The organism is Streptomyces sp. NPDC001194 (assembly GCF_042896985.1).
Lineage (GTDB): Bacteria > Actinomycetota > Actinomycetes > Streptomycetales > Streptomycetaceae > Streptomyces.
Map to the genome: position 1 here is coordinate 121,667 of NZ_JBIAXU010000006.1, position 26,225 is coordinate 147,891.

The window sequence follows — 26,225 nt, forward strand, 5'->3', positions numbered from 1 at the left end:
AGGGGCTGCGCCACCGATCGGAACACGCGAGGTCCCCCGGCCATGGATCAAGAGACTTCCCGTCCGGCGGTGTCGGGGCCCTGCGGCAGACCCTTGGGCGGACCCGCGAGCGCCTGTGCGGTGTCGGCGAGGGTGTACCTCGGCTGGAGATGGACCACCGGACGGTGGTCGATGCCGTCGTCCGGCTCGGGCTTCCGGCAAACCGCCCCCGGTCCACGGGTGCCCGGGCTCGGCAGCGGCCAGATGCTCGCCGAGCGGGCGGCCGCCTCGGCGCGGCGGCGGATCTTCGCCGGGCCCCGCTGCCGTGGTGGCTGGTCCGGCCGGCCTTGCTCCCCGCCGTGCCCGGCATCCGCGGCCGCACGGTCCGCGTTCTCCGCCGCTTGGCGACTCCACACGTCCCGGCCGTCATGGGGCTGTGGACGCAGTGCTGCGGCTGCCGCCTTTCGACGCCGGCCGGGCACGCGAAAAGCTGGCCGGATCCCGCGCCACACTTCCATGGAGGCGCTGCAGGTTCGCGCATCGGGCCGCTGCCTCACAGCGGCCCGAACAGCGCCTGGCAGGTCGAGATCGGTACGACCGGAGAGGGGCCCGGCCCCCTCAGTCGGCGGCCCGGCGCCTGCCGCGCCGACGGCGCGCGTACGGCAAGAGCCGCGGCGAGCGCTTGGCCGCCACGTCCTCCACCCAGCCGAAGAGCAACAGCAGCAGGCCGAGCAGCGGCATCGCCACCAGCAGCGTGAACCATTGACTGGCCAGCAGCCACTGGAGGTTCGCGTAGAAGAAGTGGACGCTCCAGAGGGGGTCGACCAGCGGAACAGCGGCCACCAGCGCGGTCTCGTGCCACAGGTAGACGCTGACAGCGCGTGCGTTGAGCAGGCTGACCAGGCCGTCCCAGCGTTCCAGCGACCTGGGCCACCGCTCCCAGGACGGGCTGACGTGGAGCAGGATGGCAACGAAGCCGAGGGACCACAGGGCCTGGGCGATCGGCCAGGACTCGATGTCGGTCGCTTCGGTCGGATCGACCGGCCGGGTCCGCAGGTACCAGAGGCCGGCCACCATGATCAGCGGCGCGATGGACGGCAGCACGTACTGCGGGATCTTCTTGAGCAGCCCCTCCTGGTGGGCCATTCCGAGGATCCAGCAGGAGCCGAACATCGCGAAGTCGTTGGCGGTCTCCCAGACCCGGTAGTAGATGAATTCCTGGTCGGGAAAGAACGTGTTCATGACGATCGTCAGCGCCAGCGGAGCGAACAGCGTCACCACCGGGAATCGCCGCAGTGCCCGGAGCATCAGCGGTGAGAGCAGCACGTACCAGAGGTAGGCGCGGAGGTACCAGAGCGGGACGATGACCTGCGCGGCCCAGCTGTGTTCCACGAGATGGTGGAAACCGGGCAGTTCGTCCGCGTACGGCGGGGTGCTCAGCGGCAGGAGCCAGAAGCCCAGCTTGGCCCACCACCAGGTGGGGTGGCCTTCGGATTCGGGGCCCCAGCCGTCGAGTATCTGGAGGGCGACCATGACGGCGCCGAACAGCCACATCGGCGGCAGCAGCCGGCGCAGTCGGCCGCGGATCACCCCGAGGGCGGGACGACTGAGCGAGCGGGCCATCAGCGAGCCGGCCAGCGCGAACATCACGCCCATCGACGGGAAGACAAGGGGCAGCCAGAACCAGCCGAACTGGTGGTAGAACACCACGCGGACCAGCGCCAGCGCGCGCAGCAGGTCGAGATAGCGGTCCCGGCCGCCCTTGCGCGTGGACGGTGCCTCGACCCCCGACTCCGGCTCCGGCTCCGGCTCCGGCTCCGGCTCCGGCTCCGGCTCCGGCTCCGGCCGCGAAGCAGTCAGGACTCTCAACTGGAGGGTGTCCCGGGCGCGCCCGAGGTCGATGGATGCGGTCACGGTCGGGCCTCCACCGGTACAGCGACCTCGCCGGTGCGCCGGAGCTTCTGCCAGCGCAGTCGGCCACCGGTCATCGCCGTGATCGCGGACTGCAGCAGGACGATGTACATCAGCTGCCGGTAGACGAGCTGCTGGATCGGCAGGCTGATCAGGTGCCAGGGTTTCTCGCGGTCGAGCCGGAAGGCGTACCAGGACAGTGCGGCCTGGAGCAGGATGAAGCCGCCCCAGCTGGTGAGGGTGATCGGGGCGTCCCCGAACAGCACGCCGTACAGCAGGAACATGTCGACAAGCGGCGCGAGCAGCGGGGCGACCACGCCGAACAGCACGATGAGCGGAAGCCCGAGCCGGCCGAAGCGACCGGCCGGGCCGCGGGAGGTCACCGCGCCGCGGTGCTTCCACATCGCCTGCATGCTGCCGTAGCTCCAGCGGTACCGCTGGGACCAGAGCTGCTGGAGGCTGGCGGGAGCCTCGGTCCACGCGCGGGCGTACTCGGCGTAGACGATCCGCCAGCCGTCGCAGAGCACCGCGATGGTGATGTCGGTGTCCTCGGCGAGGGTGTCGTCGCTCATCCCGCCGACCCGCTGCAGGGCCTCCCTGCGGAAGGCGCCGACCGCGCCGGGGATGGTCGGGATGACGCCGAGCATGTCGTACATCCGGCGGTCCAGGTTGTGGCCGAGGACGTACTCGATGTGCTGCCAGGCGCCGATCAGGCTGTCGCGGTTGCCGACCTTGGCGTTGCCCGCGACCGCGCCGATCCCCGGGTCGCCGAAGGGCTGGACCAGCTCCCGCACGGTGGACGGCTCGAAGACGGTGTCGCCGTCCATCATCACGATGATGTCGTGCGAGGCGGCCGCGACGCCGGCGTTGAGCGCGCTGGGCTTGCCTCCGTTGACCTTGCGGATCAGCCGGACGAACGGCAGGTCCATCTCCTCGACGATGTCCGCGGTGCCGTCCGTGGAGCCGTCGTCGATGACGATCACTTCGATCGGGTAGTCGCTGGCGGCCAGGGAGTTGAGGGTGTTGGCTATGCACTCGCGCTCGTTGTAGGCCGGGACCAGTACGGTGACCGGCTCGGTGACGGGCGGTCCCCAGGCGTCCCGCCGCTTGGAGCGGCGGGCGTGGATCGGCGCGAGGACGAGCATCAGCGCGAACCGTCCGAAGTTGAGGAAGCCGACGAGGGCCAGCAGCCAGACCAGCACCGGCAGGGTGAGCACGGCGACCTGGGTGGCCCAGATGTATCCCTTGCCCGCCCACAGCTGGAATCCGTGCACCGGCACGGTGGCGCCGGAGGCGCCGAGCGCGTCGGAGATGGTGGTGAAGCGGTATCCCTGGGCCTGCAGCCTCTCGATGATCTGCCCGAGCGCGGTGATGGTCTGGGTACGGTCGCCACCCGCGTCGTGCAGGAGGATCAGCTCACCCGCACCGGGCTTGGACGGCATGGCCGCCTTGACGATCGCTTCGACTCCGGGACGCTTCCAGTCGTCGGTGTCACGGTCGATGAACGCGGTGAGGTAGCCGCGCGCGCCCACGTACTTGATCACCGGGTAGTTCCAGTCGTCCAGCGCCGAGGCGTCGGAGGAGTATGGCGGGCGGAACAGCGCGCTGTGGACGCCCGCGACGCCGGCCAGCGCCAGCTGCGTCTGCGCCATCTCCCAGCTGATGCGGGCGTGGGACTGGTACACGAGGTCGGGGTGGGTGAAGGTGTGCACGCCGAGTTCGTGGCCGCCCGCGACGATCTGCCGGATCAGCTCCGGGTTGCGCGTCGTCATCGCGCCCGTCACGAAGAAGTCCGCCCGGATGTTGCGGGCCGCGAGCACTTCCAGGATCTTCGGAGTCCACTCCGGCGAGGGACCGTCGTCGAAGCTCAGGACCACGGTGCGGTCCGGGATGTGATAGCTCACGGGGTGGTCGTTCTTGGTGCCCCGCGAGTCGATGATCGGGCCGCCCTTGAGCAGGTTGTCCGGCACGGTCGTCTTGTCGACGGAGATCGCGATCCGGGAGTCGTGGAACGCCTCGTTGGTGGCGAGGCCGCGCAGGACGAGGAGCGCGAGCAGGCAAGCCAGCAGGGACAGCGGCATGAAGAAGCGCAGCGGCGGCGCGGCCAGTCGGCGCGGCCGCAGCAGGGACTGTCGGCGGCGCTGGTGGCGGGACAATGACGCTCCTGGAGATGGTGGTACGGGCGATCAGGGGTGCTTGGCCGGTCGCCCCGATGGCCTGGCACCCTGCGGCGCGGTGGTCGAGGCCCTCGAGGTGGTGGCCGAGGGTTCCGATGTGGTGGCCGCGGTCTTCGATGTGGTGGCCGCGGTCTTCGTCCGAGCTGTGGCAGACGGCCTGGCCGTCCGGAGTGAGGGCTGGAAGGGCGACACGGAGGACGCGACGGGCGACAGCGACCGCACGGGTGAGGGCGGCGGGGCGGGCGACCGCGAGGGCTGCGCGGGGATCCCCATCGCCGGGGCGTCCGCCTGCACACCGATCAGGCTGCTCCCCATGGCGACCGCCAGGATCGCGCCGACCACGGAGACCGGCCAGCCGAAGCCCCGCAACAGACGGCCGCGCACACCCGACTGGTCGACGAACACCGGCGCGGGAGCGAACTCGTCAAACCTCGACTCGAACATGTCAGGTTGCGCCTGGCGCGCCGATCCGCGTTCGATGGAAATGCCGACTGGGCGCACCTTGCGGGGCCTTTCATTGCAGGGTACGTAGACCGCGGGACCGCAGTGCGAACGCTAGTGCACCGGGCTGAGGCGACTTGGGTTCGATATGACCATTTGGCACGATCCGTTCAGGGGTCGTGATCGGATCGAAATGGAATTGGTGATACCGGTTAGTAGGCCCGCCGTTTCACCGGGACCGCGGTGGCCGGGGCGCCGAGGTCACCTCTGCGGTCATCTCGGTGGCCATCTCGGTGGCCACCGAGATGGCCATCTCGAACCTAGGATGACCCCCGCATGTGATCAGCAATTGATCTATTCACATAAAGGGCGCGTCCCGGTACCGCCTCTACGCCCCAAGGAGCCCGCGTGAGCCAGCCCCGCCGCACTTCTCGTCGCCGTGCGTGGACCGCGCCCACGCTGACCGCCCTCCTGTCCGTACTCGCCGCGTGTTCCAGCAGCCCCGGTGACGATGCCGCCGCGCCCGCCCCCAGTGCCTCGCCGGCCCCTGCCGGTCCGCCGGGAACCCTGTTCGACGGCTTCCACTACAGCGGCCCCGACGACCCCTCGCTCGCTGCCCACGGCTGGGAGGTCCGTACCGGTGGGGGCGGCCCGGGGATCAAGGACAGCTGGTCCACCGCCCGTGCCGGCTTCCCAGCCGACACGAGCGCCCAGGGGGGCAGGGTCCTGCAGCTGCAGGCCTCCACCGACGGCACCAGGCAGGGCACCGAGCAGGTCGAGGTGCAGAGCACCGGCACCCCGCTCTTCACGGGGACCTACGCCGCCCGGGTCTACTTCGGCGACAAGCCCACGAGCGGTCGCAACGGCGACCACGTCGTCCAGACCTTCTTTCCGATCTCCGCCTCGGACTCCTCGCCGAACTACAGCGAACTCGATTACGAGTACATGGCGAACGGCGGTTGGGGTTCGGTGGGTCCTCAACTCGACACCACGAGCTGGTACCAGGCCGATCCGCCGGACCGGGTCACCCACGCGCTCAAGCGACACATTGAGGGCTGGCACATAATGATGATCACCGCCGTGAACCAAAAGGTCACCTATTCCCTGGACGGCAAGGACCTGTTCACCAGTTCCGGCAAGTACGTCCCGCGCGAGAAGATGGATGTCCACTTCAGCAACTGGTTCATCGACCTTCCCTTCGCCGGTGGTCTGCGCACATGGGACATGAAGGTCAACTGGTTCTACTACAAGGCGGCTGAGGCTGTTTCTCTGGCGGATGTCCAGAAAACGGTGGACGGTTTCTACAGCGCAGGTACCGACTACATCAACACCGTGCCGAAGTCCTGACCGGGTCGGGGCGCGTCGTTCAGCCGCATGCGGGAGTCGCGGGCTCGACGAGCAGCCTTCGGCCACCGCCGCCTCGTCACGCTCGACGGCACGGCGGGCCGGCACTTGGTGACGCGGCCCCACGGCCGGAAGCCTTGCCGGCAACGAGGCAGTCCGGTCGGCGGTGTTTCACGACATCACACAGACCCCGGGACCGTCAGCCCGCCTTCCATACGACCTCGGGCGCGGTGCCGGTCTCCAGAGTCGGGTCGCGGTAGTCCCGGTCACCCTGGAAGCCCACGAACACGGGCTGTACGTTCTCGGGAACGAGGAACATCTCGCAGGTGGCGACGGACTTGCCCTCGGTCAGGTGCGGGTCGGAGCCGGAAGCCTCCTGGCAGGGCTCGAACTTGGCCCCCGGGAGGACGTGGAGTAGTACGCGAGCTGCTGACCGGTGCCGTGCAGCAGCAGCTCGTGGTTGGCAGGCCCCACACACGTGGTTGTCGATCGCGGCAATCAAGTCCTGAGCCGCTGCCTGCACGGCGGGATCCCCGTCACCGGCCAACCTGTCTGCCAACCCTCTGCCCTCGAGCACGGCCCAGTCGGTCGCGCGCTGCTACGGTCGGGCGCTATGAGCTGGCTTCCCAATGACTTCGTCCATCCCGTCCTGGTACCGCTGCCGACCAGTGGTCATCACTTGCGGCCGATCCGGGAGGCGGACGCCCCCCTCGACTATCCGGCTGTGATGGGTTCGCGCGAGCGGCTGTGGACCATCTTCGGCCCAGCCTGGGGCTGGCCCGCGGCCGACATGACCTACGAGGCCGACCAGGCCGATCTGCTGCGGCACGAGAAGGAGATCGCCGCACACCAGTCTTTCAACTACGCGCTGTTCGACGCGGAGGAGACAGCTCTGCTCGGCTGCGTCTACATCGACCCACCGGAGAAGGCCGGCGCGGACGGAGAGATCTCCTGGTGGGTGGTGGACGAACTGGTGGACAGCAAGGTCGAGCAAGCCCTCGACGAGCTGGTGCCGCAGTGGATCGCCGCCGACTGGCCGTTCGAGCAGCCGCGCTTCCTAGGCCGCGAGATCTCCTGGTCAGACTGGCTCGCCCTGCCGGAACACCCCGACGCGTAATCAGCTTTTGTCCTGAACGCTCGTGGGGCTTGGTCCTCGAACGGCCGTCTCGCTTGGGTGGGCGTCAGGTGCTCGGTGCATACGAGGAGGGCCTCCTGAACGGCTCGCTGGTGTCGAATCACCGACCATCAGGAGGCCTTGACGTCGCAGCCTTGCGTGCCGGCGGGGGGAGAGATACACGGCCCGCTTCATGTTCTTGACCCGGCGGCCTGCAAGTGCTTCGTGGGGTGGCGGCTCCGACTACTGCTGATGACGGTCTCGCTCGGCGGAGCCGTCTCCGGCTGCTGCGCGGGCCCGTACCTCTTCCGTGGTGAGGTAGTGGTCCGTGTACTCGAAGTCGCGCAGCGTCCCCGGCTTGTACGTTTGGAAGCCGGTACGGACGAAGTCGTCGCCGGCCACGGCGTTCAGGAGCCAGTTCGTCATCACCCGGGTCTTCGCGGCCCCGGTGCGCAGGGCCGCCCAGTGGTAGCCGCGGGCCACTGCCTGGGCGGGCATCCCGCGCAGGTCGATGCCGAGCGGCCGGGAGACGCCGTCGCGGCCGCCGAGGTCCACGACGAGTCCGAGGTCCTTGTGGACGTACGGACGCAGCGGCGTGCCCCGCAGCGTGGCTGCGACGTTGTCGGCGGCGACCTTGCCCTGGCGCTCGGCGTGCTGTGCGGTGGGCGGGCACACCGTACCGTCCCCGCCGGCGGCGAGGTCGGGCACGGCGGCTGCGTCACCGAGCGCGAACACGCCCTCCAACCCTGGCACCCGCAGGTCCGCGGCGACGACGAGCCGGCCGCTCTTCCCGGTCTCGGCGCCCAGTGTGGCGATGAGCGGGCTCGCGGCGACGCCGGCCGTCCAGATGAGGGTGCGGCAGGGCAGCACGCGCCCGTCCGTGAGGGTGACGTCCTCGAGGCCCGCCTTGGCGACTGAGGTGCCGAGGGAGACCTCGATGCCTCGGCGGCGCAGCACGTCCAGGGCTGCGCGGCCGAGCCGGTCGCCGAGCTCGGGCATCAGCTTCGGGGCCACGTCCACGAGGTGCCAGCTGATCTCGCGGCGGTCCAGCCGGGGGTAGCGGCCGACGGCGTTCGTGGTGAGCCTCTCCAGGGAGGCGGCCGTCTCCGTGCCTGCGTAACCGCCGCCCACCACGACGAAGCCCAGGCGTGAGGCCCGTTCCGCCGAGCCCGGTGCGGCGGCATCGGCCAGGTCGAGCTGCGCGATCACGTGGTCGCGCAGGTGTGCCGCCTCGGCCAGCGTCTTCATGCCGCGGCCGTGCTCCGCCAAGCCCGGGATGTCGAAGGTGCGGGTCACGCTGCCCGGTGCGAGCACCAGGTGGTCGTAGGGCTGGTCCACCAGCTCCCCGGTGATCTTCCGGATGACGCAGACCTTGGCCCGGGTGTCCACGCCCACGGCCCCGCCGGGCACGATCCGGGTCCGATGGCGGCGGCTGCGGCGCAGCGACACCGCCACCGACTGAGGGGTGAGCACCCCGGAGGCCACCTGCGGCAGCAGGGGCAGGTAGAGCTGGTAGGAGAACGGAGTGACCAGCAGGATCTCCGCCTCCCCCGGTGACAGCGTCCGCTCCAGGCGGCGTACGCAGGCGACGCCGGCGAAGCCTGCGCCGATGACCACGATCCTCGGTCGCACCATGGTGTCCGTCCCTTCTCGGCTGTACGGGTCACCGGCACGCCTTCCCCGGCAGGCCCTTCCATGCACGCGGAAAACAGGGCGGACTGGATCCGGAGGACGTTGACGGCCACCGAACCCACGTCATGGGCGACCCCTGCTCGGCGCGCACGGTCTTGTTGCCGTGGTTGCACGCACGCGAAGCAAGCGGTCGCCGTCATTGGCGATATGAGAGACAAGCGCCAAGAGCCGGGCAAGGGCCGCGGGAAGCAGCATGTCCCCAAGCAGTGCAGCCCTCTCCGAAGCCGAGCAGCCCGCCCGGCCGGTGAAGCGGCTCCGCCGGATTCCAATGACCCTCGGATCCCCCCTCTTCAGTCTTGCGCAGTTCAGAGCACCATGGTGGAACCTGGTCCGGCGGCCGCCGCCTCGAACGCGTGGGCGGTGCGGTTCAGGTGTGCAGTCGCAGGCCGCAGCGAGGCCCGTGGTGCTCGCCGGTGTCGAGCTCAACCGGGATGGGGCCAGCCGTGGTCCGAGTGTGTGCTTCCGTCGGCGGCCGGGGGACCGACTTCCTCGCCCCTCTTGGCCCTGACACGGTACGGCTCTTGGAACACGAGCAACCTGAGGATCCTCTGTGCGCGGTTCGGTTCGTGTTTCCGGATGCGAGGCACTGCCTTGCTGGCATACGGGTCTCCGAGCTGGGCAAGTAGCTGCAGGACGCACTGCCGGTGACCGTCGAAGGGGCCCGGGGCCACCAGAGTGTTCAGTGTCCGGAGGAGCTCGGCGGCCTGTGCGTCGCCGAGTTGGACGAGATGCCAAGCAGCCCGAATCTTGAGGTGGTCCGGGAGTTCGGGGAGCACCGCCAGAAGGTGGAGCATGGGGGCTGCCCTCAGATCGCCCAGGCCAAAGAGTGCCACGGCGGCTCTGAACCGGGCTTCGGCGGCGATTTCGGAGGCCTTGGCCAGCATGTGCAGTTGATCGGCTGCCGACGACTCGCCCAGCGCGGCCAGGAGGCCCGCCGCGTACACCCGGGGGAAGGGCCCGACGCTCGTGTCACGGGAGATCGAGAGAAGCAGGGCGGACGCGCGTGGATCCCCGAATTCGGACAGCCGCCACGCGGCGTCGACACGAACGCTATGCGCGAAGGGGCTCATCACTGGAAACTTCGCCTGCGCCGAGGCCAGCAAGTGAAACACCTCGGCGGCCTCGTGCCTGTCGAGCCCCACCAGTGCTTCACCCGCCGCCAGCCGGCCCAGCCAGGTGACATCGCGGGAGTGGCCGAGCGTGCGGAGTCGTTCTGCCCCGCGGAGGTCTCCGGACGAAGCCAGCAGGGCGGCCGCCTTCGCGCGGAGCTCGTCACGGACGGTCGGGTCGAAGGTAAGGGTGTGGAGGAGGTCCAGGGCCCTCGGGTCGCCGGTTGCGGCAGCCAGTTCGGCGGTCTCGATGCGGTCTTGGTCGACGATCTCAGGATCGAGGGCCAGCGCGTAAAGCACGTCAGCGGCGAGGGGGTCCCCGGTCCGGGCCGCCACGGCCGCGGCCCTGGTGCGGACGTCACTGTCGGAGCGTGCATCGCGCGCGATGGCGAGGAGCACGACCGTTCCCCGGGGGTCGCCGTGCTGGACAAGGGCCTCTGCCGCCTTCAGACGGTCGGAGTCCGAGAGGTCGGGTTCCGAGGTGAGGTCGTGGAGCCGGTCGGGGCCCCGGGGGTCGCCGAGTCGGGCCAGGGCTTCGGCGGCCTGTCCGCGGTACCTGTTGCCCTGCGAGGGGGCGGTCACGGCATGGAGTGATTCGGCGACGGAGACGACCACGTCGTCGGGCAGCGGCGTCCCCATGGCTGCGAGGGCGGCGATGAAGCGCCAGCCCGGCAGGCCGCCCCGCGAGGCCAGCTTCTTCAGTGGTGACCGGCGCAGGGTCAGCCTCGCCTCGTGGGCTGCGTCGAGCAGGAACGCGGTAGTGGAGAGGTCGGCGGGCGGTCGGCAGTGCGGCAGGAACCACGGGCGCGGTTTGATGCCCCGCGGGGCATCGGGGAGGTACACGGAGAATGGGACGGGGCCCCGTTTCTTCCTGCTGTACGGATGGAATGCACGTCCGAGGGCCCGTTGGCCCCTTCGTGGATCGCTCATGAGGTGCCGGGCTGCAAGGTGCTCCAGCAGCGTCTGGTGCAGGAACACGAGATCGCCGCCGCGCGGAACCAGCAGGCCGCTGCGCCGGGCGGCGGTGTCCAGGAACACCCGCCAGTCGCCCTCGGGTACGTGCGGAGGCCGTCGGGCATCGGGGTGGGAGGAAAGAAAGTCGATCGCAGGCACTCTGCTGCCCGTGAGGCGTTCTGCCGCGAGGTGGGCAATCATCGCGGGCAGTCGGCCGAGGGCCTCCTCGGCTGCGGTGAGTGCCCCCGCCCGGTAGGGCGGGAGGATCGCGGCGGTCCGAGGCAGAACATCCGGTGCGCCGACCCGGTGCCGGTGCCGGTACAGCAATTCGGTGAAATCGCGGTAGAGCTGGCCCCGGCCGGCCGGCAGTGGCTGTTCCGGGTCGGCGGCGTGGAGCTGGCAGAGCATCGCCGTCATGAGCGGTACGTGGGCCAGTGCCGTGAGCCGCGTCTGCTCCAGCGCCCGCAGGAACCTGCGGGTCGTGCCTTCCGGGTCCGGTACCTTCAGGCACCGGAACCAGCTCCCGGCGACGCGTGGCAGGTCGTCGCGGCCGAACGGCTGGAGTTCGTAGCGGGGGACGTCCTGGCCCAGGAGGTCGATTTCCGGGCCTGGCAGGGGGCGGGTGGCCACGATGAAGCGGTAAAGGCCTAAGCCTTCCCCGCAGGAGGTCTCCGCCAAGCGGCGCAGCACCTTGCGGCGCGAGGCCTCGTCGGTGAGCTCGTCGAGCCCGTCGACCAGCACCATCCAGCCCGCGCCCGGCTGCGGTGCGGTGCTGAAGAAGGTTGCCGGCAGCCTCTCCACCAGGCCGACGAGTTCCTCGTTCACCCAGTCGGATATTGCGTCGGCCAGCGGCGCGTGGACCAGTGCGGCGGCGGGCACCAGTACGGGCACCCACGTACCTCCCCGCCCCTCCAGCCAGAGCTCGGTCCCCCGGCGGAGCCAGGTCCGCAGCAGGCTCGACTTGCCGCCGCCGGGACCCGCCAGCACCACGCAGGTACCCCCGCCCGCCAGCAGGTCGTCGGCAGGCACGGAGCCCGCCTTGAGCGGCCACTCACCGTGCTCCACCCGCTGATCGAGGTAGACCGCCGCCAAGGGCGGTGTAATGCCCGGCAGCACACCGGCATACGGGTGCTCGCGCGCAGCGTTGTGGGCGGACGTGAGGTAGACGTGGATACGGCGCGTGCGCGCGTCCGCGCGCTCCCGCAGCCGGTGCAGCTCCACCAGGTCCGATCCGGTGATGCCGAGGGCGCGGGCGAGGAGGTCGAGGGTCGTGAGGGTGGGAACGGTCTTCGCGTTCAGGATGTTACTCAGAGTCGCGGGCTGGATCGCGGCTTCCTTGGCGACTTCACTCTGTCGGCGGCCGGCCAGCGCCGAGCGGATCTGCGCGATCAGCTCCCGTTGCGCCCCGCCAGGGCCCGCGCCGCTCACACCGTCCACCCGTAACTCCCCTGACCAGGCCTTGCGTTCCGGTTCACATCACCCCAATGAACACGTGTCGAGACTATCCCTGGTACTGCCGGGTCGGCCGGGGCCTTACCCGAACCGACACCTACGGAGTACGAGGAGCATTCATCGTGGACCCCCAACTAGGTCTGATCGCCGCACCCTTCGTTCTCGGCTTGCTCGTGCGTCTGCTGCGGGGGACTCACCGGTCGCCCGCCGCTCTGGCGCGGGGCCTGCGGGACCTGATCACCCTGCGGATGGTGCTGCGCGACACGGACCCGGAGCAGCGCGCCGAACTGCTGGACGCACACCGGGCATGGCGTGGTGAACCGTCGCCGCCAGCCCGGACCCCCGCCAGCCGCCGAGGCGGTCCGGAGCGCCGAGCCTAGGCTGCGTTTTTCCGATCATCTGATCGTTGGCGGACTGGACGCCTCGCCGGGGTGGGCGGTGGCATGAACACCGGCAGGTGATCGACGCGATCGCGTTCAAATATCACACCGGGACGTCATGGATGGACCTACCCGAGCACCTCGGGTCGCGGAACGGCCGCCCACAACCGCCTGCGGGTGTGGGCGGCCGACGGCACCTGGGGAAGGTCTTCACCACGCTGCTCGCGCAGGCCGACGCGGAGGGCGGCCTGGAATGGGTCGTCCACGAAGATCCAGCTCGCCGCCAGCAGCCGTTACAGGCCTCCGGCATTCGTGCTCACGCCGGGCCAGGCCGGTGACGCATCCGCATTCATACAGTTCATGGCCTGCTTAAGGGTGCTCGGCAGACCGACAGACCCAGGATCACCCCGGACATGATCCTGACGAGGCCCACTCGTCGCGGGCGATCCACGGCCATCTGCGGCGCCGTGGACTCCGGGCAGCGATCCCGCACCCCGCCGACCATCCCGCCAACCACAAACGGCTCGGCCGATTCGGCGGCCGCCCACCCGTCTTCGACCACGAGGCCTACAAGCAGAGCGACACCGTCGAACACTGGATCAACACGCTCCAGCAGTGGCGTGGCCTGGCCACTCGCCACGACAAGGCCTGCACCATCCACCTAGCCAGACTCCTCCCGGCAGCCGTCTTCATCTGGTCGGCGAGATGATCCGAAGAAAGGTCCGTCGGTGGGCCTCCCGGCGCCGCCAGGTCACCCACGCGATGCTCGGCCCACGCCCTCTTCGCCGTCACCGCAGCTGTCGAACGCCGCGACCGACCCATCCCTGACAGTCTGGCCCCCAGGACCCGCAGCAAGGTCCAGCACCTGTTCGCAGCACTGATCCGCCCAATCGAAGGCCTCGCCCACCTTCTGCGCCGGTACCACTGGCGACGCCGGCATCAAGCCCGTGCACACCAGTGTCATGACCGCAGGCAGGCCGCCGCCCGGCCGTGAAGATCAAGATCTACGGCTGGAGTACTCGAACGGCCGCATCCTGGGCGCGACTTCCGTCGGCCCCGACGCATGCAGTGAATGCTGCCGTCCCGGAATCGGACCGTACGCGATCTTCCCACCAGGCCGGTTCTGCTTGTGCCACTGCGCCTACCCAGATCGGTGGCAGCCGTCGGCACCGTCACTACGACGAGCAACCCTGTGAGCGGGGTCCGTGCGATGTGACGGGATCGCCTCCTTGTCGGCGGCTGGCGGCGCTGCCACTATGGCGGCCATGTGCCCAGGCGACATACCACGGCGTACCGCAGAGGACCAATGCGGCGGCCCTTCATCGCAGGCAGCACGCCCGCCGGAGCTCGCAGACCAGGCCGTAACGAAGTTCCTGTCGCGAGAAGCTGATTGCCCATCAGTTTTTGTGGTCGGCGGAGTTGCAGTGGATGTGATCGCAGCCGTCTCACGGAGCATTACCTCGGGGGGCTTCACCCAGGCAACGAGCACGACCCAGCGGATCGGCGGGTGCGCAGTCAACATCGCGTGCGGGCTTTCGGACACCGACGTGCCGTGCGTCGTGGTCGGATGCCTGGGAACGGACGAGCGCGCGGCATGGCTGCTCGCTGAGTTGGCCGACCGCGGCCTGGCCACGCACTTGCGCGCGGTTCCCGGCCCCACTGCGCTCTCCATGATCCTGGTGGATCCTTATGGCGAGAGGACCATCGTCGGGCTGACGGACGACCTCATCCGCCACATTGACGTCACGGACATCGCGCTACGACCCGAGGACGTAATGGTCTTCCCACAGTGGAGACCGGGTCTGGCCAACAGCCTCAGGCAGGCCCGGGCTGCCGGTTGCCGTACGGTCGTCGGATTGAGGGCTTTGGAAGATCTCAATCGCCCCGAGGCCGATCTCGCCATCGGCTCCCGTAGCGAGATCGCAGACCCGGCTCTGGTCGTCTTGCAGCAGCACCGCTTCAAGGCCATCGTCGTAACCGACGGCGGGGACGGTTCTCGCGCGTACCTCCGCGACGGAAGCAGCCTGATCCAATCCGCGGTCCCGGCACGTCCGGTTGACGCCACCGGCGCTGGCGACGCCTACCTGGCCGGACTCTTACACGAATGGGTGAACAACGCTCCGCTCCAACGATGCATGGAAGTCGGCGCCGCCTGGGGAGCCCTCGCCACGGAGAGCCGAACCTCCTCTCCACCACCCTGGTCACAGGTCATAGAACGCCTGGGTGAGCGCCCGTGACTCACGCAGTCTCCCGCCACTACTCCCCCGGCCCCATAGGGTTCGGCCTCCCTCGGCTCCTGGCGAGCATGCCGTTCGTCTTGGCGGCGTGGCAGTACGGAAGCTCATTGCGCAGCGACTACCAGCCCGGCCGAAGCGACATCGACATTCTCATCGCCGTCACAGACTCCACACGCACTCCTGATCTACTCGACTGCGCGGCAGCGGTGCGAGGCAGTCTTCCCGGAGCCGAGGTGACGCTCCTGAAACAGCAGGAGATCACCGCCGGCATCCATCCAGGATGGAGTCGCCACTTCTTCACCAACGTCGCCCGATCGGGCATCCGCCTCTACGGGCCCGATTTCCTGGCCGACGTCCCTGCCTCTTCCTTCGGCGAAGCCAGGGCACGTCTCGTCCAGCTGTGCCAGCGCGCCCGCCTCGTCGTCATCAACGCAACCAAGTCCCACGAAAGCCAGTTCTGGCTGGACAAGTACCAGCAGTGGGTACCGCTGTGCCTGATGGAGCTCCTCGACCTCAGCGGCCTTCGCGAGGACAGGCTCCGTCTGGCGCACCAGACCTTCAGGGTCAATTTCCCGCAGGCGGGCACGGAGATCGACTATCCCTATCCGGATCTCGCATCCCTGCATGCCTACCTGGAGGTGCTGCTGCTCTGGCTCAGCCACCACGAGCACCTCTTCAATCGCCAACCGCGCGAAGGCGAAAGGCCGTAGGCGTCATGGCAACCGGGCCGCTGTTCGCCGCCATCACAGCGATGGGCAGGCCCGAGTACGAGCTGCTGCTCCAGGCCGGCCTTTCCCTGGCCGGGCTCAGCAATGTCGCATGCGGCGATCGGCGCGGCGTGGAGTGGATTGTCGTGTCGGACGGGCTGCAATACCCTCCCCGTCCCGCCACGGCACCCCGAGAGCTCACACGAGCCAAAGCGGGGACCCAACCCAATCCGCTGGCGCTCATACGCGATGTGGCACACCAGGCAGGAGTGCCCGTCACCGTCTTGACCAATCCCGGGCCGCCGGGACCGGGGCCCGCCCGTAATGCCGGCCTCGACCGGGTGGCTGCCCCCTGGATCATCACCCTCGACAGCGATGACACAATCCTCCCCCAGGGCATGTGCGCTCTCCTGCAAGCCATCGAAACAACCCCTGAAGCAGCCTGGGCCGCCGGCCGCTGCCCCCATACCGACAAAGAAGGCCGCAGGATATGGGACGGGCCAACGGACCACTTCACCCCTGGCCCCATCGAGCCCCACTCCTTCTGGAAGGCCAAACTGCAGCTTGGCGGTCTGCCCTTTCTCTGCACTGCGACTCTCGCCAGCACGGCAGCAATCCGCTCCGTCGGCGGTTGGCCGCAGGACAACCGCCGACGGGCTGAGGACACAGCCCTGTGGGCGGTACTCACCAGCAGATACCGCGGGGTCTGGGTCCCAGATGACGTCTACCTGTACCGGAGACACCGCGCAAGCGTCACCCACCAGCCCGGCTTCCGAGAAGCCGATGAGCGCCTCGACGCCATCGCCGCCATGATCGCTGCCGGAACAACGCGGCTCAACGACCAACAATGGCGGTGATGCCGCCGTCGGCCCAGCGACACGCTCGCCGACCGCGACGTCGCGGACTGCCAGGGTGTCGACGCCCGGGCCGTTGCGGCGCCGAGGCCGGAGGAGGCGCCGGTGACCAGTGCGCGCTGACCCCCAGTCCTGCTTTGCTGAAGGCCGTTGGAGTGCTGCGGCCGCCGCGCGATGCTGAGCGGCGCCGGTCTGGATCGGCCACGGAGCCGCGGGCTACCGGGCCCCGTGACCGGGGGCCGGCTTGGTCCGAGGCCGCAATCGTTCGCCCTGCGGGCCGAACAAGATCAGGTACTCGACCGGCCCGCCGGCGCCGGCGTTCGCCACCCCGTGCGGGGTGCGGGTGTCGAACTCGGCGACGTCCCCGGCGGCCAGGGCAAGATCCTGGTCGCCCAGCGCGAGCCACAGCCGCCCGTACAGAACGCACAGCCACTCGTAGCCCTCGTGGGAGACCTGCCGGGGCCGCACGGGCGGATCCTCGACGGCGGGCAGTACGTGCTTGTGGGCGTGCAAGCCGCCGACGTACCGGGTGAGCGGCAGCACCGCCTTGGCGTCGCCGAGGCCCAGCGGCGCGAAGGTGCGCGGCTCGGCCACAGGGGCGGGTGCGGTACCGGCCAGCTCGTCCAGGGAGACGCCGTACTCCTTGGCCAGCAGCAGCACCACTTCCAGGGTGGGCTTGCGTCGGCCTGTCTCGATCCGCGACAGCGTGCTCGGCGAGATGCCGGTCGCACAGCTGATACCGGCGAGTGTGGCGCCGTGCTGCTCGCGCGCGGCTCGCAGCCTGGGCCCCATGGCCGCCAGCACGCCGGCCAGGTCGTCGCCCGTCACCGTTCCCGCTCCTTCCAGCCGCACCGTCCACCGCCCTGTCCTGCCAGCTTGCCAGAATGGCAACGCTGATCGCTTCCGACGGCCGCCGCGCCGCATGATCGACGGGTACCCGCCTCCGCCCGCGAACGAAGGAGAAGCCCATGCGGCCCGAGCCGACCATAGAGCTCCGCCACCGCACCATCGAGACCCCGTCCGGGCGCCTGCACCTGGTCGAGCAGGGCAGCGGCCCGCTGGTCCTGCTCGTGCACGGTTTCCCCGAGTCCTGGTACTCCTGGCGCCGCCAGCTCCCGGCCCTTGCCGCCGCCGGCTACCGGGCGGTGGCGATCGACGTGCGCGGCTACGGCCGCTCCTCCAAGCCCGTCGCGACCGATTCGTACCGGATGCTCGACCTGGTGGAGGACAACGTCGCCGCGGTGCGCGCCCTCGGTGCGGAAAGCGCGGTGGTCGTCGGCCACGACTGGGGATCCGGCATCGCCGCGTCCTCCGCTCTGCTCCAACCTGAGGTCTTCCGCGCCGTCGGCCTGCTGAGCGTCCCCTACGCGCCGCCGGGCGGCCCCCGCCCCACCGACATCTTCGGCCGGATCGGCGGCGCTGAGGAGGAGTTCTACGTCTCCTACTTCCAGGAGCCCGGCCGCGCCGAGGCGGAGATCGAGCCCGACGTCCGGGGCTGGCTCGCCGGCTTCTACGCGGCGCTGTCCGCCGACACCATGCCCGCCCAGGGCGAGCCTGACCCGCACTTCGTCGCGCGCGGCGGCCGGCTGCGCGACCGCTTCCCCGCCGGAAAGCTCCCCGGCTGGCTGAGCGAGGACGACCTCGGCTTCTACGTCGCGGAGTTCGAGCGGACCGGCCTGACCGGCGCCCTCAACCGCTACCGCAACATGGACCGTGACTGGGAGGACCTCGCCCCCCACCGCGGCGCCCCGATCAAACAGCCATCCCTGTTCATCGGCGGCACCCTGGACGCCTCCACCGCCTGGATGGCCGACGCCATCAAAGCCTACCCCACCACCCTCCCCGCGTTGTCCGCCTCCCACCTGCTGGAAGGCTGCGGCCACTGGGTCCAGCAGGAACGCCCCGACGAGGTCAACCGCCTGCTGACCGAGTGGCTCAACGCCCTCCAGGGCTGAACCAGAGCGCCGAGCAGCCGGCCCCGGACACCCCACTCACGTAGGCGATACGGCCTTCTTTCGGACAGGTCGGCCACCTTGCCTGTCAAGTTCACAACTCGTGTGACTCAACGCGGTAGATGGTTCTGACCGCTGCTCCGTGAGAGCTCCGCCCAGGTAGGCGCTTGCGGCCATGCCAATGTCGTATCTGCCGCGTATCGGGCATCACTCCCTGGTGGAGAGGCCTGGGATAGTCGAGGTATGGACCCCATTGCACCAAAGCCGGCTGATGAAGTGTTCCTGACGGCCGAGGAGTACGAGGCGGTGCGTGCGGCTGTCCGCACCACGGCTGGCTCCAGGGGAGCTGGGCAGACCCGGACGCTCAACTCGCTCCTTGAGCAGTGGAACGAGTTGGTGCACGAGGTGGAGGAGGGGTACGGATGGTCGGCTCCGGAACTCTCAGACGATCTAGCATTTCGCACGGCGTTGGCCCGCCTTTGGCGCCTCCTGCCGCCACGAGTCCGTGCCATCCGTCAGCCTGAACTTGATGAGATCGACCGCAGGTTTCACTCCACCACCGTGGGCTGGCCGGGTCGGGATGACCAAGAAGGACAGTGGTGGCTGCGGCGCGTGCCACGGCGCCTTGAAGCGGAGACCGCCCAGCGCAGCGCGCACGGCTGGCCCATGGGGTGGGACGTGATGGCGTTCCCCAAGCCGGAGGCGGGACAGATCTCCGACTGAAAGGCGGCAGAACTCAGCGCATCCTGCATCTCAACGGGTTGACCCTCACATCGTGTGAGGGGGTTGGCTGATGCCGCACCGGCAGAGATCCGGTTCGTCCCTCGAAGGGTTACCCGTGCTCGGCTACATCGGTTCCGGCCCGTACTGCTACACCAACTCGCTCGCCATGATGCTGGGTGAGCACTCCCCCTCCACCGCCGTCATCGAGACGCTGACGGGCTCCCCCTTCGGTGCCCAGCTCATAGGTGGTTCGCTGCCGTTGTTCGACCCCTACGGCTGGCACCCCGAGGCCGGACTCGACGCCGCGATCGATCTCCTGGGCTGGAGTTGTACGCGCAGCGACGGCGGAACACCGGGTGAGGCGCTGGAACGGCTGCGCACCGCCTGCGCGCGGGGCCCGGCCCTCGTCGGGCCGGTGGACATGGGTCTGCTGCTGTACCAGCCCGGCACGCCGCACGCCGACGGCGGTGACCACTACGTCGTGGTGCTCGCTGCCGGACCGGACCACGTCGAGCTCCACGATCCCCACGGCCACCCGTACGCGACCTTGCCCATACGGGCTTTCCTCGCCGCGTGGGAGGCGAGGACGGTCAGTTACATCGATGCCCCGTTCGTGCTGCGGACCGGCTTCGTGCGTCATCGCCCGGTCGCCGCTCTCGACGCGCTCAGGCGATCGCTGCCGGGCGCCGATCGGTGGCTGGCCGGGCGTGACGATCTACCGATGCCAGCGGGCTCACTGGGCGGAGCCGCCGCCGTCGAGGCAGTCGCCGACATCGTCGCGCAGGGCACGCCCCCCGGCATCCGTACACTGCTCACGGCGTTCGGGGTCCGGGTCGGAGCACGACGGCTGAGCGACACGGCTTCCTGCCTGGAAGAGATCGGCCTGCCGGGCGCAGCATCCGTCGCCCGGCATCAGGCCAGAATCCTGGGCGGCCTGCAGTACCCGCTGGTACACGGTGACGACCAGACCGCAGCAGCACAGCTGCGACTGCTCGCCCCTGGCTACGCACAACTGCGATCGGCGCTGGACAGTACAACTGACTGCGGGGCCGATGCCGGCTCCGTCTACGGCCCGAACCACTCTCACGCCCGGCCGGCGCCGAGCTCGGCTCCGAGGGCCGCGTAGGGCTGGTCGACGACGCATCGATGGGACCCCGCCCTCGCTCGTCGAGCCTTGGCTTTCCGGTTTTCCCGGGCCAAGTACGGTGATGTGAAACACCGTTGACTTCATCGCCTGGGGCCGGCGAGGAGAGTTACGCCGCCTACGGGATCGACCCGGAGGCCACCGGCCTGGTCCTGGTCTTCACCGACTTCGATGTCTTCGCCGCAGCACATCCGCAGAGCGCGCAGATCATCCTGGACATCGTCGCGGACAACGCCCGCCGGGCCGCGTTGTTCGGACGCCGCGTAATGTGTCTGGTCCACAGCTCCGATCCACAGGTCGAATTCGCACCGGTCGGCGCCATGCCCATCATGTGGAATGACGCTGAACAATCCACCGCCAGTCGGCGGGCGGGCTGACCCACGTCGCTTCGCCATGGCGTAAAGGCTCGAGGAAGCGCTCTTCGACCGCGATAGGCGAAGGATCGAGCTGCACGGACAGCTCGTTGGCCGCGGCAAGAACCCGGTGGAGCTCATCCAGCTGCCATGGCTGGGCTGGCGTGAGCCTCGACGAGGAACTCCTTCAGGGCCGTACCTGGTGTCGCAAACGCCTTGTCATGCGCGTCTAGGTCCCCCTGCCCCAGCCCCAGTGCCGGGCAAGCGCTGGGGTCTTCGGGGCACGGCCGCCGTGCCGCCTGCCCACCCCCACGGTGGAGGAGAACGGCCGGACCTCCAGCCACTCCGTCGCTGAGGCCGTCACCGACGGGTAGCCGTTCCTCTTGGAGTTGATGACGAACAAGCCGTCCGTCGAGGGCCAGGCCCACGGGTGGTTGCCCGGCGGCGGCGACCAGGCAGCACCGCGTTGGCGCGTGCGTGCCGCATGCGACCGGAGTGGACACTCACGGAACCGCTCTGTGAGGAAGGGGCGATTCGACCTGGTTCAGGTGATCCAGAGGAGCAGCGCGTCGCCCTCTCCGGCCGCAGCGCGCAGGTACTTCGCGAGGTCCGCCCAGTGCGCTGCGACCCAGTCCGCTTCCTCGCCGCGCTCCCAGACGGTCGTCGGGTAGATGTTCGCGCCAGCCAGATCCGTCGGAGTGACACCTTCCGTCAGGGTGTCCGGAGCGTGGTCCTCAAGGGCGTCGGCGGCGGCGCGCACCCGGTCGGCGGTCAGGAGCCGGGGCGGACCGTAGCCCCAGTCCTCGCCTTCCGGCCAGGGCATGTCCGCCTCCCCGTAGACCACGTCCACCGGGAAGCCGCGCCGGTTCAGCAGGAAATCGAGGGCGTGCCAGGCCTTGTCGGTCTCATGCACCCGCGCGGTGGCGGCCGCGTCGTCGCGTTCGTACAGCGCGCGGGCGCGCTCGGCCGCCCAGTGCGGGTCCTGGCAAGCGCGCTCGAATTCGGCCCGGGTGAGGCGGAGGTACCGCCCGATCATGCTCATGACCCACACTCTAGGAACGGGCACTGACAGGACAACCGTGTCCGGAGGGTGAACAGGCCAGGCAAGGCCGGCTGCCGGGGCTCGCGGCGGGTGGCCTCCACCTCGGACGTGACTCCCCGGTGTGCTCGCACTCGAGCGCCCCGGTACGCGTGACGGGATCTGCCGGACTCGCGCCGACGTGCGGGAGGCGGTGGCGGAGACCCGGTGGAGGCGGGCGGCGGCCTCGCTGGGCGGTGCACCGAATTGGCGGCGGTACTCACGGCTGAACCGTGAGGGGCTGTCGCATCCGGCTCAGGGCGCTGTGGCTTCCCAGGCCGCCTCGATCATCCGGAAGACCTCGTCCACCGTCGCCCCGGGATCGTCCGCCCAACAGGCCAGCGCGTAGGCGTCGATGACGAACCGCGCGGTCGCCCGGCAGGTTGTCGTGCTCCGGGACAGGCGGGGATCGGCTGCCATCGCCTCGGCCAGCGCCTGCGCGTGACGCAGGCTCATCGACTCCTCGTACTCCCTCAGGGCGGGTGACCCCTCGATCATCCGGCGGACGGGGGCAGTGCCCTCCGCCGTGCAGTGGCGTACCAGGACCTGGACCTCACGGTGCAGCGCCGGGATGAGCGGCTCGTGCGGAGCCCGGTCGGCAACCGCCCGTGTGAGGCGCTGCTCGAAGTCCTGGTCGCGTTCGAAGACCAGGGCTTCTTTCGAGACGAAGTGCGCGAAGACGGTGGTGACGGCCACGTCCGCCTCGGCCGCCACGTCGCGGATGCCCACGGCGTCGTACCCGCGCTCCAGGAAGAGGCGCAGTGCGGTGTCAGCGATTTTCTGGCGGGTCGCGGCCTTCTTGCGTTCGCGGCGTCCGGACGGCTCGATCATGCCATGACACTACCAGGTATGAATCCCTGACCGTTGTTAAACCCTAACTGTTAGGGCTACTGTCGGCCGCATGAGGAAAATCAGCTTCGCCGAGTTCGGCGGTCCCGAGGTCCTGCAACTGGTGGAAGCCGAGGAGCCCCAGGCGGGCCCCGGCCGGATACGCATCGCCGTGCGAGCGGCGGGCGTCAACCCCGTCGACTGGAGGATTCGGGAGGGGCAGGTGCTGGGAGCCCATCCGGTCGAACTGCCCGCCGGGGTCGGACTCGACGCCGCCGGGGTGGTGGATCAGGTCGGCGAGGGCGTGGAGGGAGTCGAGGTCGGTGACCGCGTGTTCGGCGAAGGCTTCGACACGTACGCCGAGTTGGCCGTGCTGTCGGCCTGGGCCCGAATGCCCGAGGGGCTGGCCTTCGAGGAGGCTGCCGGGTACCCCTCGGTGGTGGAGACCGCCCTGCGCATCATCCGCGAGGTCGGCGTCCGGCCCGGGCAGAGCCTGCTGGTCAGCGGCGCGTCGGGCGGTGTCGGGTCGGCCGTGCTCCAGATCGCCCGCGCGCGCGGCATCAGGGTGATCGGCACGGCCGGGGCGGCGAACCAGGACTACCTGCGCGGCATGGGCGCCCTCGCCACGACGTACCACGAGGGCTGGGTCGAACGGGTGCGGCAACTGGGCCGTGTCGACGCGGCCCTCGACCTGGCCGGCTCGGGCGTGGTGCGCGAACTCGTCGAGTTGACCGGAGATCCGCGCAAGGTCGTTTCCATCGCGGACCTCGATGCGCCACAGCTGGGCGTGCGGTTCTCCGGCGTGGCCGGGAGCGTACCGGACGCACTCGCCGAGGCCGTCGACCTCATCAGCCGGGGCAGGCTCCACATCCCGGTCGAGAAGTCGTACTCGCTCGCCGAGGCGGCCGCCGCACACGCCGACAGCCGCGCCGGCCACACCCGGGGGCGCCGGGTCCTGGTCATCTGAGCCGCGGTCCACCGGGCCCGGTCCGCGCGGTGAGCAAGCTCTGACGGGACCGGTGCCCCCTCCTTTCCTGGCCCCGGCGGCATGCCGATGAGCCCGGCAGGCGGTGGAGTCCGCCGACACGGTCCGGTCGATGTCGCCGGGGCGAGCGGGTCCGGCACTCCCCCGCGCGATGATTCGACCGGTCGCGGTCCGCAGGCTCCGCGGGTCAGGTGGTATCCGGCGGGGCCGCGTCCAGGGCGTCGGCGAGGGCGGCGCGGGTCACCGGGAGGGCGGGGTGGTCCGGGCCGAGGAGCTCCTCCTCGTCGGCCAGGAGCTCCGTGAGTTCGGTCGCGGCACGGGCCGGTTCTCCGGCGGCGGTACGCCAGCGGGCCAGGTCCATGCGGGTGCCCAGGGTGTGGGGGTGCTCCGGGCCCATCACACGCAGGCGGTCGGCGAGGAGCGGGCCCAGCAGGGCCACCGCCGTGGCGGGGTCACCGTCACGTCCCGTCCAGTCGGCGATGCGGGCGCGGGTTGCGAAGGTGTCGGGGCCGTCGGGGTCGTCGGCCTCTTGGACTTCGAGGAGGTCCCGCAGGGCGGCGAGCGCGCCCGCCACGTCGCCGAGTTCCCCCCGATGGTGCATGGCGGCCGAACGGGCGCGCAGGACATCGGGGTGGTCGGGCCCGAGGCGTGCCTCGTCCTCGAGCCAGGCCGCTTCGTGCAGGGCCAGGGCTCCGGCGTGGTCTCCCGCGGCGGCGAGGAAGTTGGCGAGGTGGTTGCGGTTGCTGATGGTGTCCCGCTCCGCGGCACGCCCCAGCCTGACGCGCAGTTCGTACAGGTACTTCAGTTCGGCGACCGCCGCGTGGGGGTCGCCGGCCGCGCCCTGCCAGACGGCGGCGCTCTGCCGGGTCTGGAGCAGGCCGGGGTGGTCGGGTGGGTACAAGGGTGCCTGGTCGGCGTAGAGGGAGGCGTACGCGCGGGCCGCGCCCGCAGGGTCGCCCGCCTTCGCCTGCCACCATGCCAGGTGTCCCCGGGTGTCGAGGCTGATCTCGTCGTCCGGCGCGAAGCGGGCGTCGACGATTTCGCGCAGACCGCGGAAATGGCGCAGCGCGGCGCTCGCCTGACCGGAATCGCCGAGGCTGTGGCCCATGCGGTAGAGCACGGGGTGGGGTGCTGGGGAGAGCAGTTCGTCCTGGGCGCGGCCGGCGAGGGTGAAGGCGTTGGCGCGCAGCGCCCGGTCCAGTCGGGCCGGAAGGCCAGGGGTCTGCCAGCCTTCGACGAGGGCCTGGGCGGCGGAGCTCACCGCGGTCCGACGCTCGGGCGGGTCCAGTAGGTCGCGGGTGGCGCGCTGGGTCAGGGTGTGGATGCGTATCGCCTTGCCCGCGAGCGCGCCGCCCTCGCCGGGGCCGGCGCCCGGATCCGTCTCCGCACGCGGTGTGGTGGCCGTGGTGTCGACGGACAACAGGCTCAGGCGCCGCAGGTTGTGCACCGCGTCGTGGACTTCGTCGCGAGCGGCGGACTCGGAGGGGTGCGGGGCGAGCGCGGACAGGGCCGGGGTGGCGAGGAGTTCACCGGGGACGCCCGTTCCGTCCAGCAGGCTGAGGACGTGCATGACGGGCCCGGCGACGCCGCTCGGGCGCAGCGCGTCGGCCCGCTCGACCGACAGCGACCAGGCTGCGGACAGGGGCAGCGGGTAGCCGTCGGGGAGTGCTTCGTCGGGCACCAGGTCGGCGAGCCGGGCGCCTTCCCGGGCGAGACGGGTACGGTACGCGGCCGGGCTCATCCCGTTGTCGAGCAGGAACGTGGCCGCCTGCGCGAGTCCGAGGGGCAGATGGCCGAGATCGGCGGCAAGGGCGGTGAGGTCGGCGAGGTCGGCGAGGGTTTCGGGGGTCGCACGGTGCGGGCCGAGGCGGGAGGTGAGGTATGCCAGGGACTCCTGTTCGTCGAAGAGGGTGAGGTCGACGACGGTGCCGCGGGCTTGGAGGGCCGCGTCCTGTCGGCGCGTCGTCACCAGCGTGACGCCGTTGCGCGAATGAGGCGGCCACAGTCCTTCGAGGTCCTGGGGCCGGGCGAGGTCGTCGATCACCACGCACCAGCTGCGTCGTGCGCGGGCCAGCCACCGTTCGAGCTGGGCGGCGGTGTCCTCGGCGTTCGGGCGGGTGGTGCCGGTGAGTTCGGCGGCGGCTTCGGCGAGGTCGGCCACGAGGTCCTCGCGGGTGGCGGCCGTCGCCCAGACGACGAGATCCAGATCCCCTGCCGTGAGGCGTGCGCGGACGTACTCGGCGGCCGTCTGCGTCTTGCCGACTCCGCCCGCTCCGGTGAGCAGGAACCGTCCGGGTCCCGGGGGCACGCGCAGCGCGGGCCGGGTGAGGAACGCGCTGGCGGGTTCGGGCAGCGGGCCGAACCGGCGGGGCCAGGTGCGCCCCTCGGAGGCGGCGCGGGCGTCCGCGACCGACCGGGTGCCCGTGCGCCGGGCAGCCTCGAGGTCCAGGAGGTACTCGTAGTCGCGCTCCCAGGCGAGCAGTTCGGGTGGGCCGGGCAGCCCCTGCCGGTGATGCAGCGCGGTCACCAGGTTCTGGACGGTCTCCGGGCTCGGGGTGCGCTTGCCGGAGAGGGCGTCGCCGAGTGTCGACCGGGCCACGGGCAGGTGGGCCCGTTCGGTGGCCTCCACCAGTTCGCTGTACGAGCCTCCGCCCCGTTCGCGCACGTGCGCGCGCAGCAGCTCAGCGAACCATTCGCGGGGCGTCTGGCCGGGGGACGGTTCGCGGTGCGGGGCCCGGCCGTTCTCTTCGTCGGTCACCGGTCGATCGTAGGAACGGCGGCGCCCGGGGCACCGCCGTTCCGTCGAATTCG

The 26,225-nt window shown here is 70.1% G+C and carries 21 protein-coding genes and 1 pseudogene; 12 read left to right on the plus strand and 10 right to left on the minus strand.

Going from position 1 to position 26,225, the window contains the following annotated elements; genetic code table 11:
* Positions 1 to 597 precede the first annotated feature (597 nt).
* Together ACFY1T_RS16370 and ACFY1T_RS16375 are read right to left on the minus strand one after the other, a co-directional pair.
* Positions 598 to 1,893, minus strand: coding sequence for an acyltransferase (locus tag ACFY1T_RS16370; protein ID WP_390788701.1), 1,296 nt, complete (start codon positions 1,891 to 1,893; stop codon positions 598 to 600).
* On the minus strand, positions 1,890 to 3,983 hold the full coding sequence (locus tag ACFY1T_RS16375; RefSeq protein WP_390788885.1) for a bifunctional polysaccharide deacetylase/glycosyltransferase family 2 protein: 2,094 nt from the start codon (positions 3,981 to 3,983) through the stop codon (positions 1,890 to 1,892). Before ACFY1T_RS16375 ends, ACFY1T_RS16370 begins: the two co-directional genes overlap by 4 nt.
* 142 nt (positions 3,984 to 4,125) lie before the next feature.
* On the opposite strand from ACFY1T_RS16375, the gene ACFY1T_RS16380 reads away from it, so the two are divergent.
* A complete protein-coding gene (locus tag ACFY1T_RS16380; protein ID WP_390788702.1) occupies positions 4,126 to 4,599 on the plus strand; it encodes a hypothetical protein in 474 nt (157 codons plus the stop codon).
* A gap of 317 nt (positions 4,600 to 4,916) precedes the next feature.
* Positions 4,917 to 5,855 carry a glycoside hydrolase family 16 protein gene (locus ACFY1T_RS16385; protein ID WP_390788703.1) on the plus strand — a complete coding sequence of 313 codons (939 nt, stop codon included), beginning with the start codon at positions 4,917 to 4,919 and terminating at the stop codon, positions 5,853 to 5,855.
* Positions 5,856 to 6,051: 196 nt separating this feature from the next.
* Here ACFY1T_RS16385 and ACFY1T_RS16390 read toward each other — a convergent pair whose 3' ends face one another.
* Complete coding sequence (locus ACFY1T_RS16390; RefSeq protein ID WP_390788704.1) at positions 6,052 to 6,375, minus strand: hypothetical protein; 324 nt, start codon at positions 6,373 to 6,375, stop codon at positions 6,052 to 6,054.
* A gap of 90 nt (positions 6,376 to 6,465) precedes the next feature.
* Here ACFY1T_RS16390 and ACFY1T_RS16395 point away from each other — a divergent pair, with 90 nt between their 5' ends.
* The gene (locus ACFY1T_RS16395; RefSeq protein WP_390788705.1) at positions 6,466 to 6,969 is read left to right on the plus strand and encodes a GNAT family N-acetyltransferase; all 504 of its coding nucleotides are present in this window, start codon (positions 6,466 to 6,468) and stop codon (positions 6,967 to 6,969) included.
* Between the two features lie 240 nt (positions 6,970 to 7,209).
* Here the strand turns inward: ACFY1T_RS16395 and ACFY1T_RS16400 are convergent, their stop codons facing one another.
* Both ACFY1T_RS16400 and ACFY1T_RS16405 read right to left on the minus strand, forming a co-directional pair.
* Positions 7,210 to 8,601, minus strand: a complete 1,392-nt coding sequence (locus tag ACFY1T_RS16400; protein ID WP_390788706.1) for an NAD(P)/FAD-dependent oxidoreductase — start codon at positions 8,599 to 8,601, stop codon at positions 7,210 to 7,212.
* A gap of 479 nt (positions 8,602 to 9,080) precedes the next feature.
* On the minus strand, positions 9,081 to 12,158 hold the full coding sequence (locus tag ACFY1T_RS16405; RefSeq protein ID WP_390788707.1) for an NACHT domain-containing protein: 3,078 nt from the start codon (positions 12,156 to 12,158) through the stop codon (positions 9,081 to 9,083).
* A 137-nt stretch (positions 12,159 to 12,295) separates the two neighbouring features.
* On the opposite strand from ACFY1T_RS16405, the gene ACFY1T_RS16410 reads away from it, so the two are divergent.
* The 4 genes from ACFY1T_RS16410 (at position 12,296) to ACFY1T_RS16425 (ending at position 16,354) form a co-directional block, all read left to right on the plus strand.
* Positions 12,296 to 12,553 carry a hypothetical protein gene (locus ACFY1T_RS16410; RefSeq protein ID WP_390788708.1) on the plus strand — a complete coding sequence of 86 codons (258 nt, stop codon included), beginning with the start codon at positions 12,296 to 12,298 and terminating at the stop codon, positions 12,551 to 12,553.
* Between the two features lie 1,265 nt (positions 12,554 to 13,818).
* Positions 13,819 to 14,790, plus strand: a complete 972-nt coding sequence (locus tag ACFY1T_RS16415; RefSeq protein WP_390788709.1) for a carbohydrate kinase family protein — start codon at positions 13,819 to 13,821, stop codon at positions 14,788 to 14,790.
* Positions 14,791 to 14,858: 68 nt separating this feature from the next.
* A complete protein-coding gene (locus tag ACFY1T_RS16420) occupies positions 14,859 to 15,500 on the plus strand; it encodes a hypothetical protein (RefSeq protein ID WP_390788710.1) in 642 nt (213 codons plus the stop codon).
* A gap of 5 nt (positions 15,501 to 15,505) precedes the next feature.
* Positions 15,506 to 16,354, plus strand: coding sequence for a glycosyltransferase (locus ACFY1T_RS16425; RefSeq protein WP_390788711.1), 849 nt, complete (start codon positions 15,506 to 15,508; stop codon positions 16,352 to 16,354).
* A 213-nt stretch (positions 16,355 to 16,567) separates the two neighbouring features.
* Here ACFY1T_RS16425 and ACFY1T_RS16430 read toward each other — a convergent pair whose 3' ends face one another.
* Positions 16,568 to 17,179 carry a helix-turn-helix domain-containing protein gene (locus ACFY1T_RS16430; protein WP_390788712.1) on the minus strand — a complete coding sequence of 204 codons (612 nt, stop codon included), beginning with the start codon at positions 17,177 to 17,179 and terminating at the stop codon, positions 16,568 to 16,570.
* A gap of 140 nt (positions 17,180 to 17,319) precedes the next feature.
* Between ACFY1T_RS16430 and ACFY1T_RS16435 the strand changes: the two genes are divergently transcribed.
* From ACFY1T_RS16435 to ACFY1T_RS16450, 4 genes are all read left to right on the plus strand, one after another.
* The gene (locus ACFY1T_RS16435; protein ID WP_390788713.1) at positions 17,320 to 18,306 is read left to right on the plus strand and encodes an alpha/beta fold hydrolase; all 987 of its coding nucleotides are present in this window, start codon (positions 17,320 to 17,322) and stop codon (positions 18,304 to 18,306) included.
* Positions 18,307 to 18,546: 240 nt separating this feature from the next.
* Positions 18,547 to 19,026: a hypothetical protein gene (locus tag ACFY1T_RS16440; protein ID WP_390788714.1), complete on the plus strand. Its 480-nt coding sequence runs from the start codon at positions 18,547 to 18,549 to the stop codon at positions 19,024 to 19,026.
* A gap of 115 nt (positions 19,027 to 19,141) precedes the next feature.
* Positions 19,142 to 20,152: a hypothetical protein gene (locus tag ACFY1T_RS16445; protein WP_390788715.1), complete on the plus strand. Its 1,011-nt coding sequence runs from the start codon at positions 19,142 to 19,144 to the stop codon at positions 20,150 to 20,152.
* A gap of 95 nt (positions 20,153 to 20,247) precedes the next feature.
* Positions 20,248 to 20,547, plus strand: coding sequence for a hypothetical protein (locus tag ACFY1T_RS16450; protein ID WP_390788716.1), 300 nt, complete (start codon positions 20,248 to 20,250; stop codon positions 20,545 to 20,547).
* A 520-nt stretch (positions 20,548 to 21,067) separates the two neighbouring features.
* Here ACFY1T_RS16450 and ACFY1T_RS16455 read toward each other — a convergent pair.
* The 3 genes and pseudogenes from ACFY1T_RS16455 to ACFY1T_RS16465 all read right to left on the minus strand — a co-directional run bounded on the left by ACFY1T_RS16455 (position 21,068) and on the right by ACFY1T_RS16465 (position 22,432).
* Entirely contained in the window at positions 21,068 to 21,565 is a 498-nt protein-coding gene (locus ACFY1T_RS16455; protein ID WP_390788717.1) for a DUF1877 family protein, read from the minus strand.
* A gap of 204 nt (positions 21,566 to 21,769) precedes the next feature.
* Positions 21,770 to 21,853: pseudogene (locus ACFY1T_RS16460) on the minus strand (AraC family transcriptional regulator); the annotation flags it as partial.
* Positions 21,854 to 21,856: 3 nt separating this feature from the next.
* Entirely contained in the window at positions 21,857 to 22,432 is a 576-nt protein-coding gene (locus ACFY1T_RS16465; RefSeq protein ID WP_390788718.1) for a TetR/AcrR family transcriptional regulator, read from the minus strand.
* A gap of 70 nt (positions 22,433 to 22,502) precedes the next feature.
* On the opposite strand from ACFY1T_RS16465, the gene ACFY1T_RS16470 reads away from it, so the two are divergent.
* Positions 22,503 to 23,396 (plus strand): NADP-dependent oxidoreductase, encoded by an 894-nt coding sequence (locus tag ACFY1T_RS16470; protein WP_390788719.1) that lies wholly within the window; start codon positions 22,503 to 22,505, stop codon positions 23,394 to 23,396.
* Between the two features lie 205 nt (positions 23,397 to 23,601).
* On the opposite strand, the gene ACFY1T_RS16475 is transcribed toward ACFY1T_RS16470, so the two are convergent.
* Positions 23,602 to 26,172, minus strand: a complete 2,571-nt coding sequence (locus ACFY1T_RS16475) for a tetratricopeptide repeat protein (RefSeq protein WP_390788720.1) — start codon at positions 26,170 to 26,172, stop codon at positions 23,602 to 23,604.
* Positions 26,173 to 26,225: the final 53 nt, after the last annotated feature.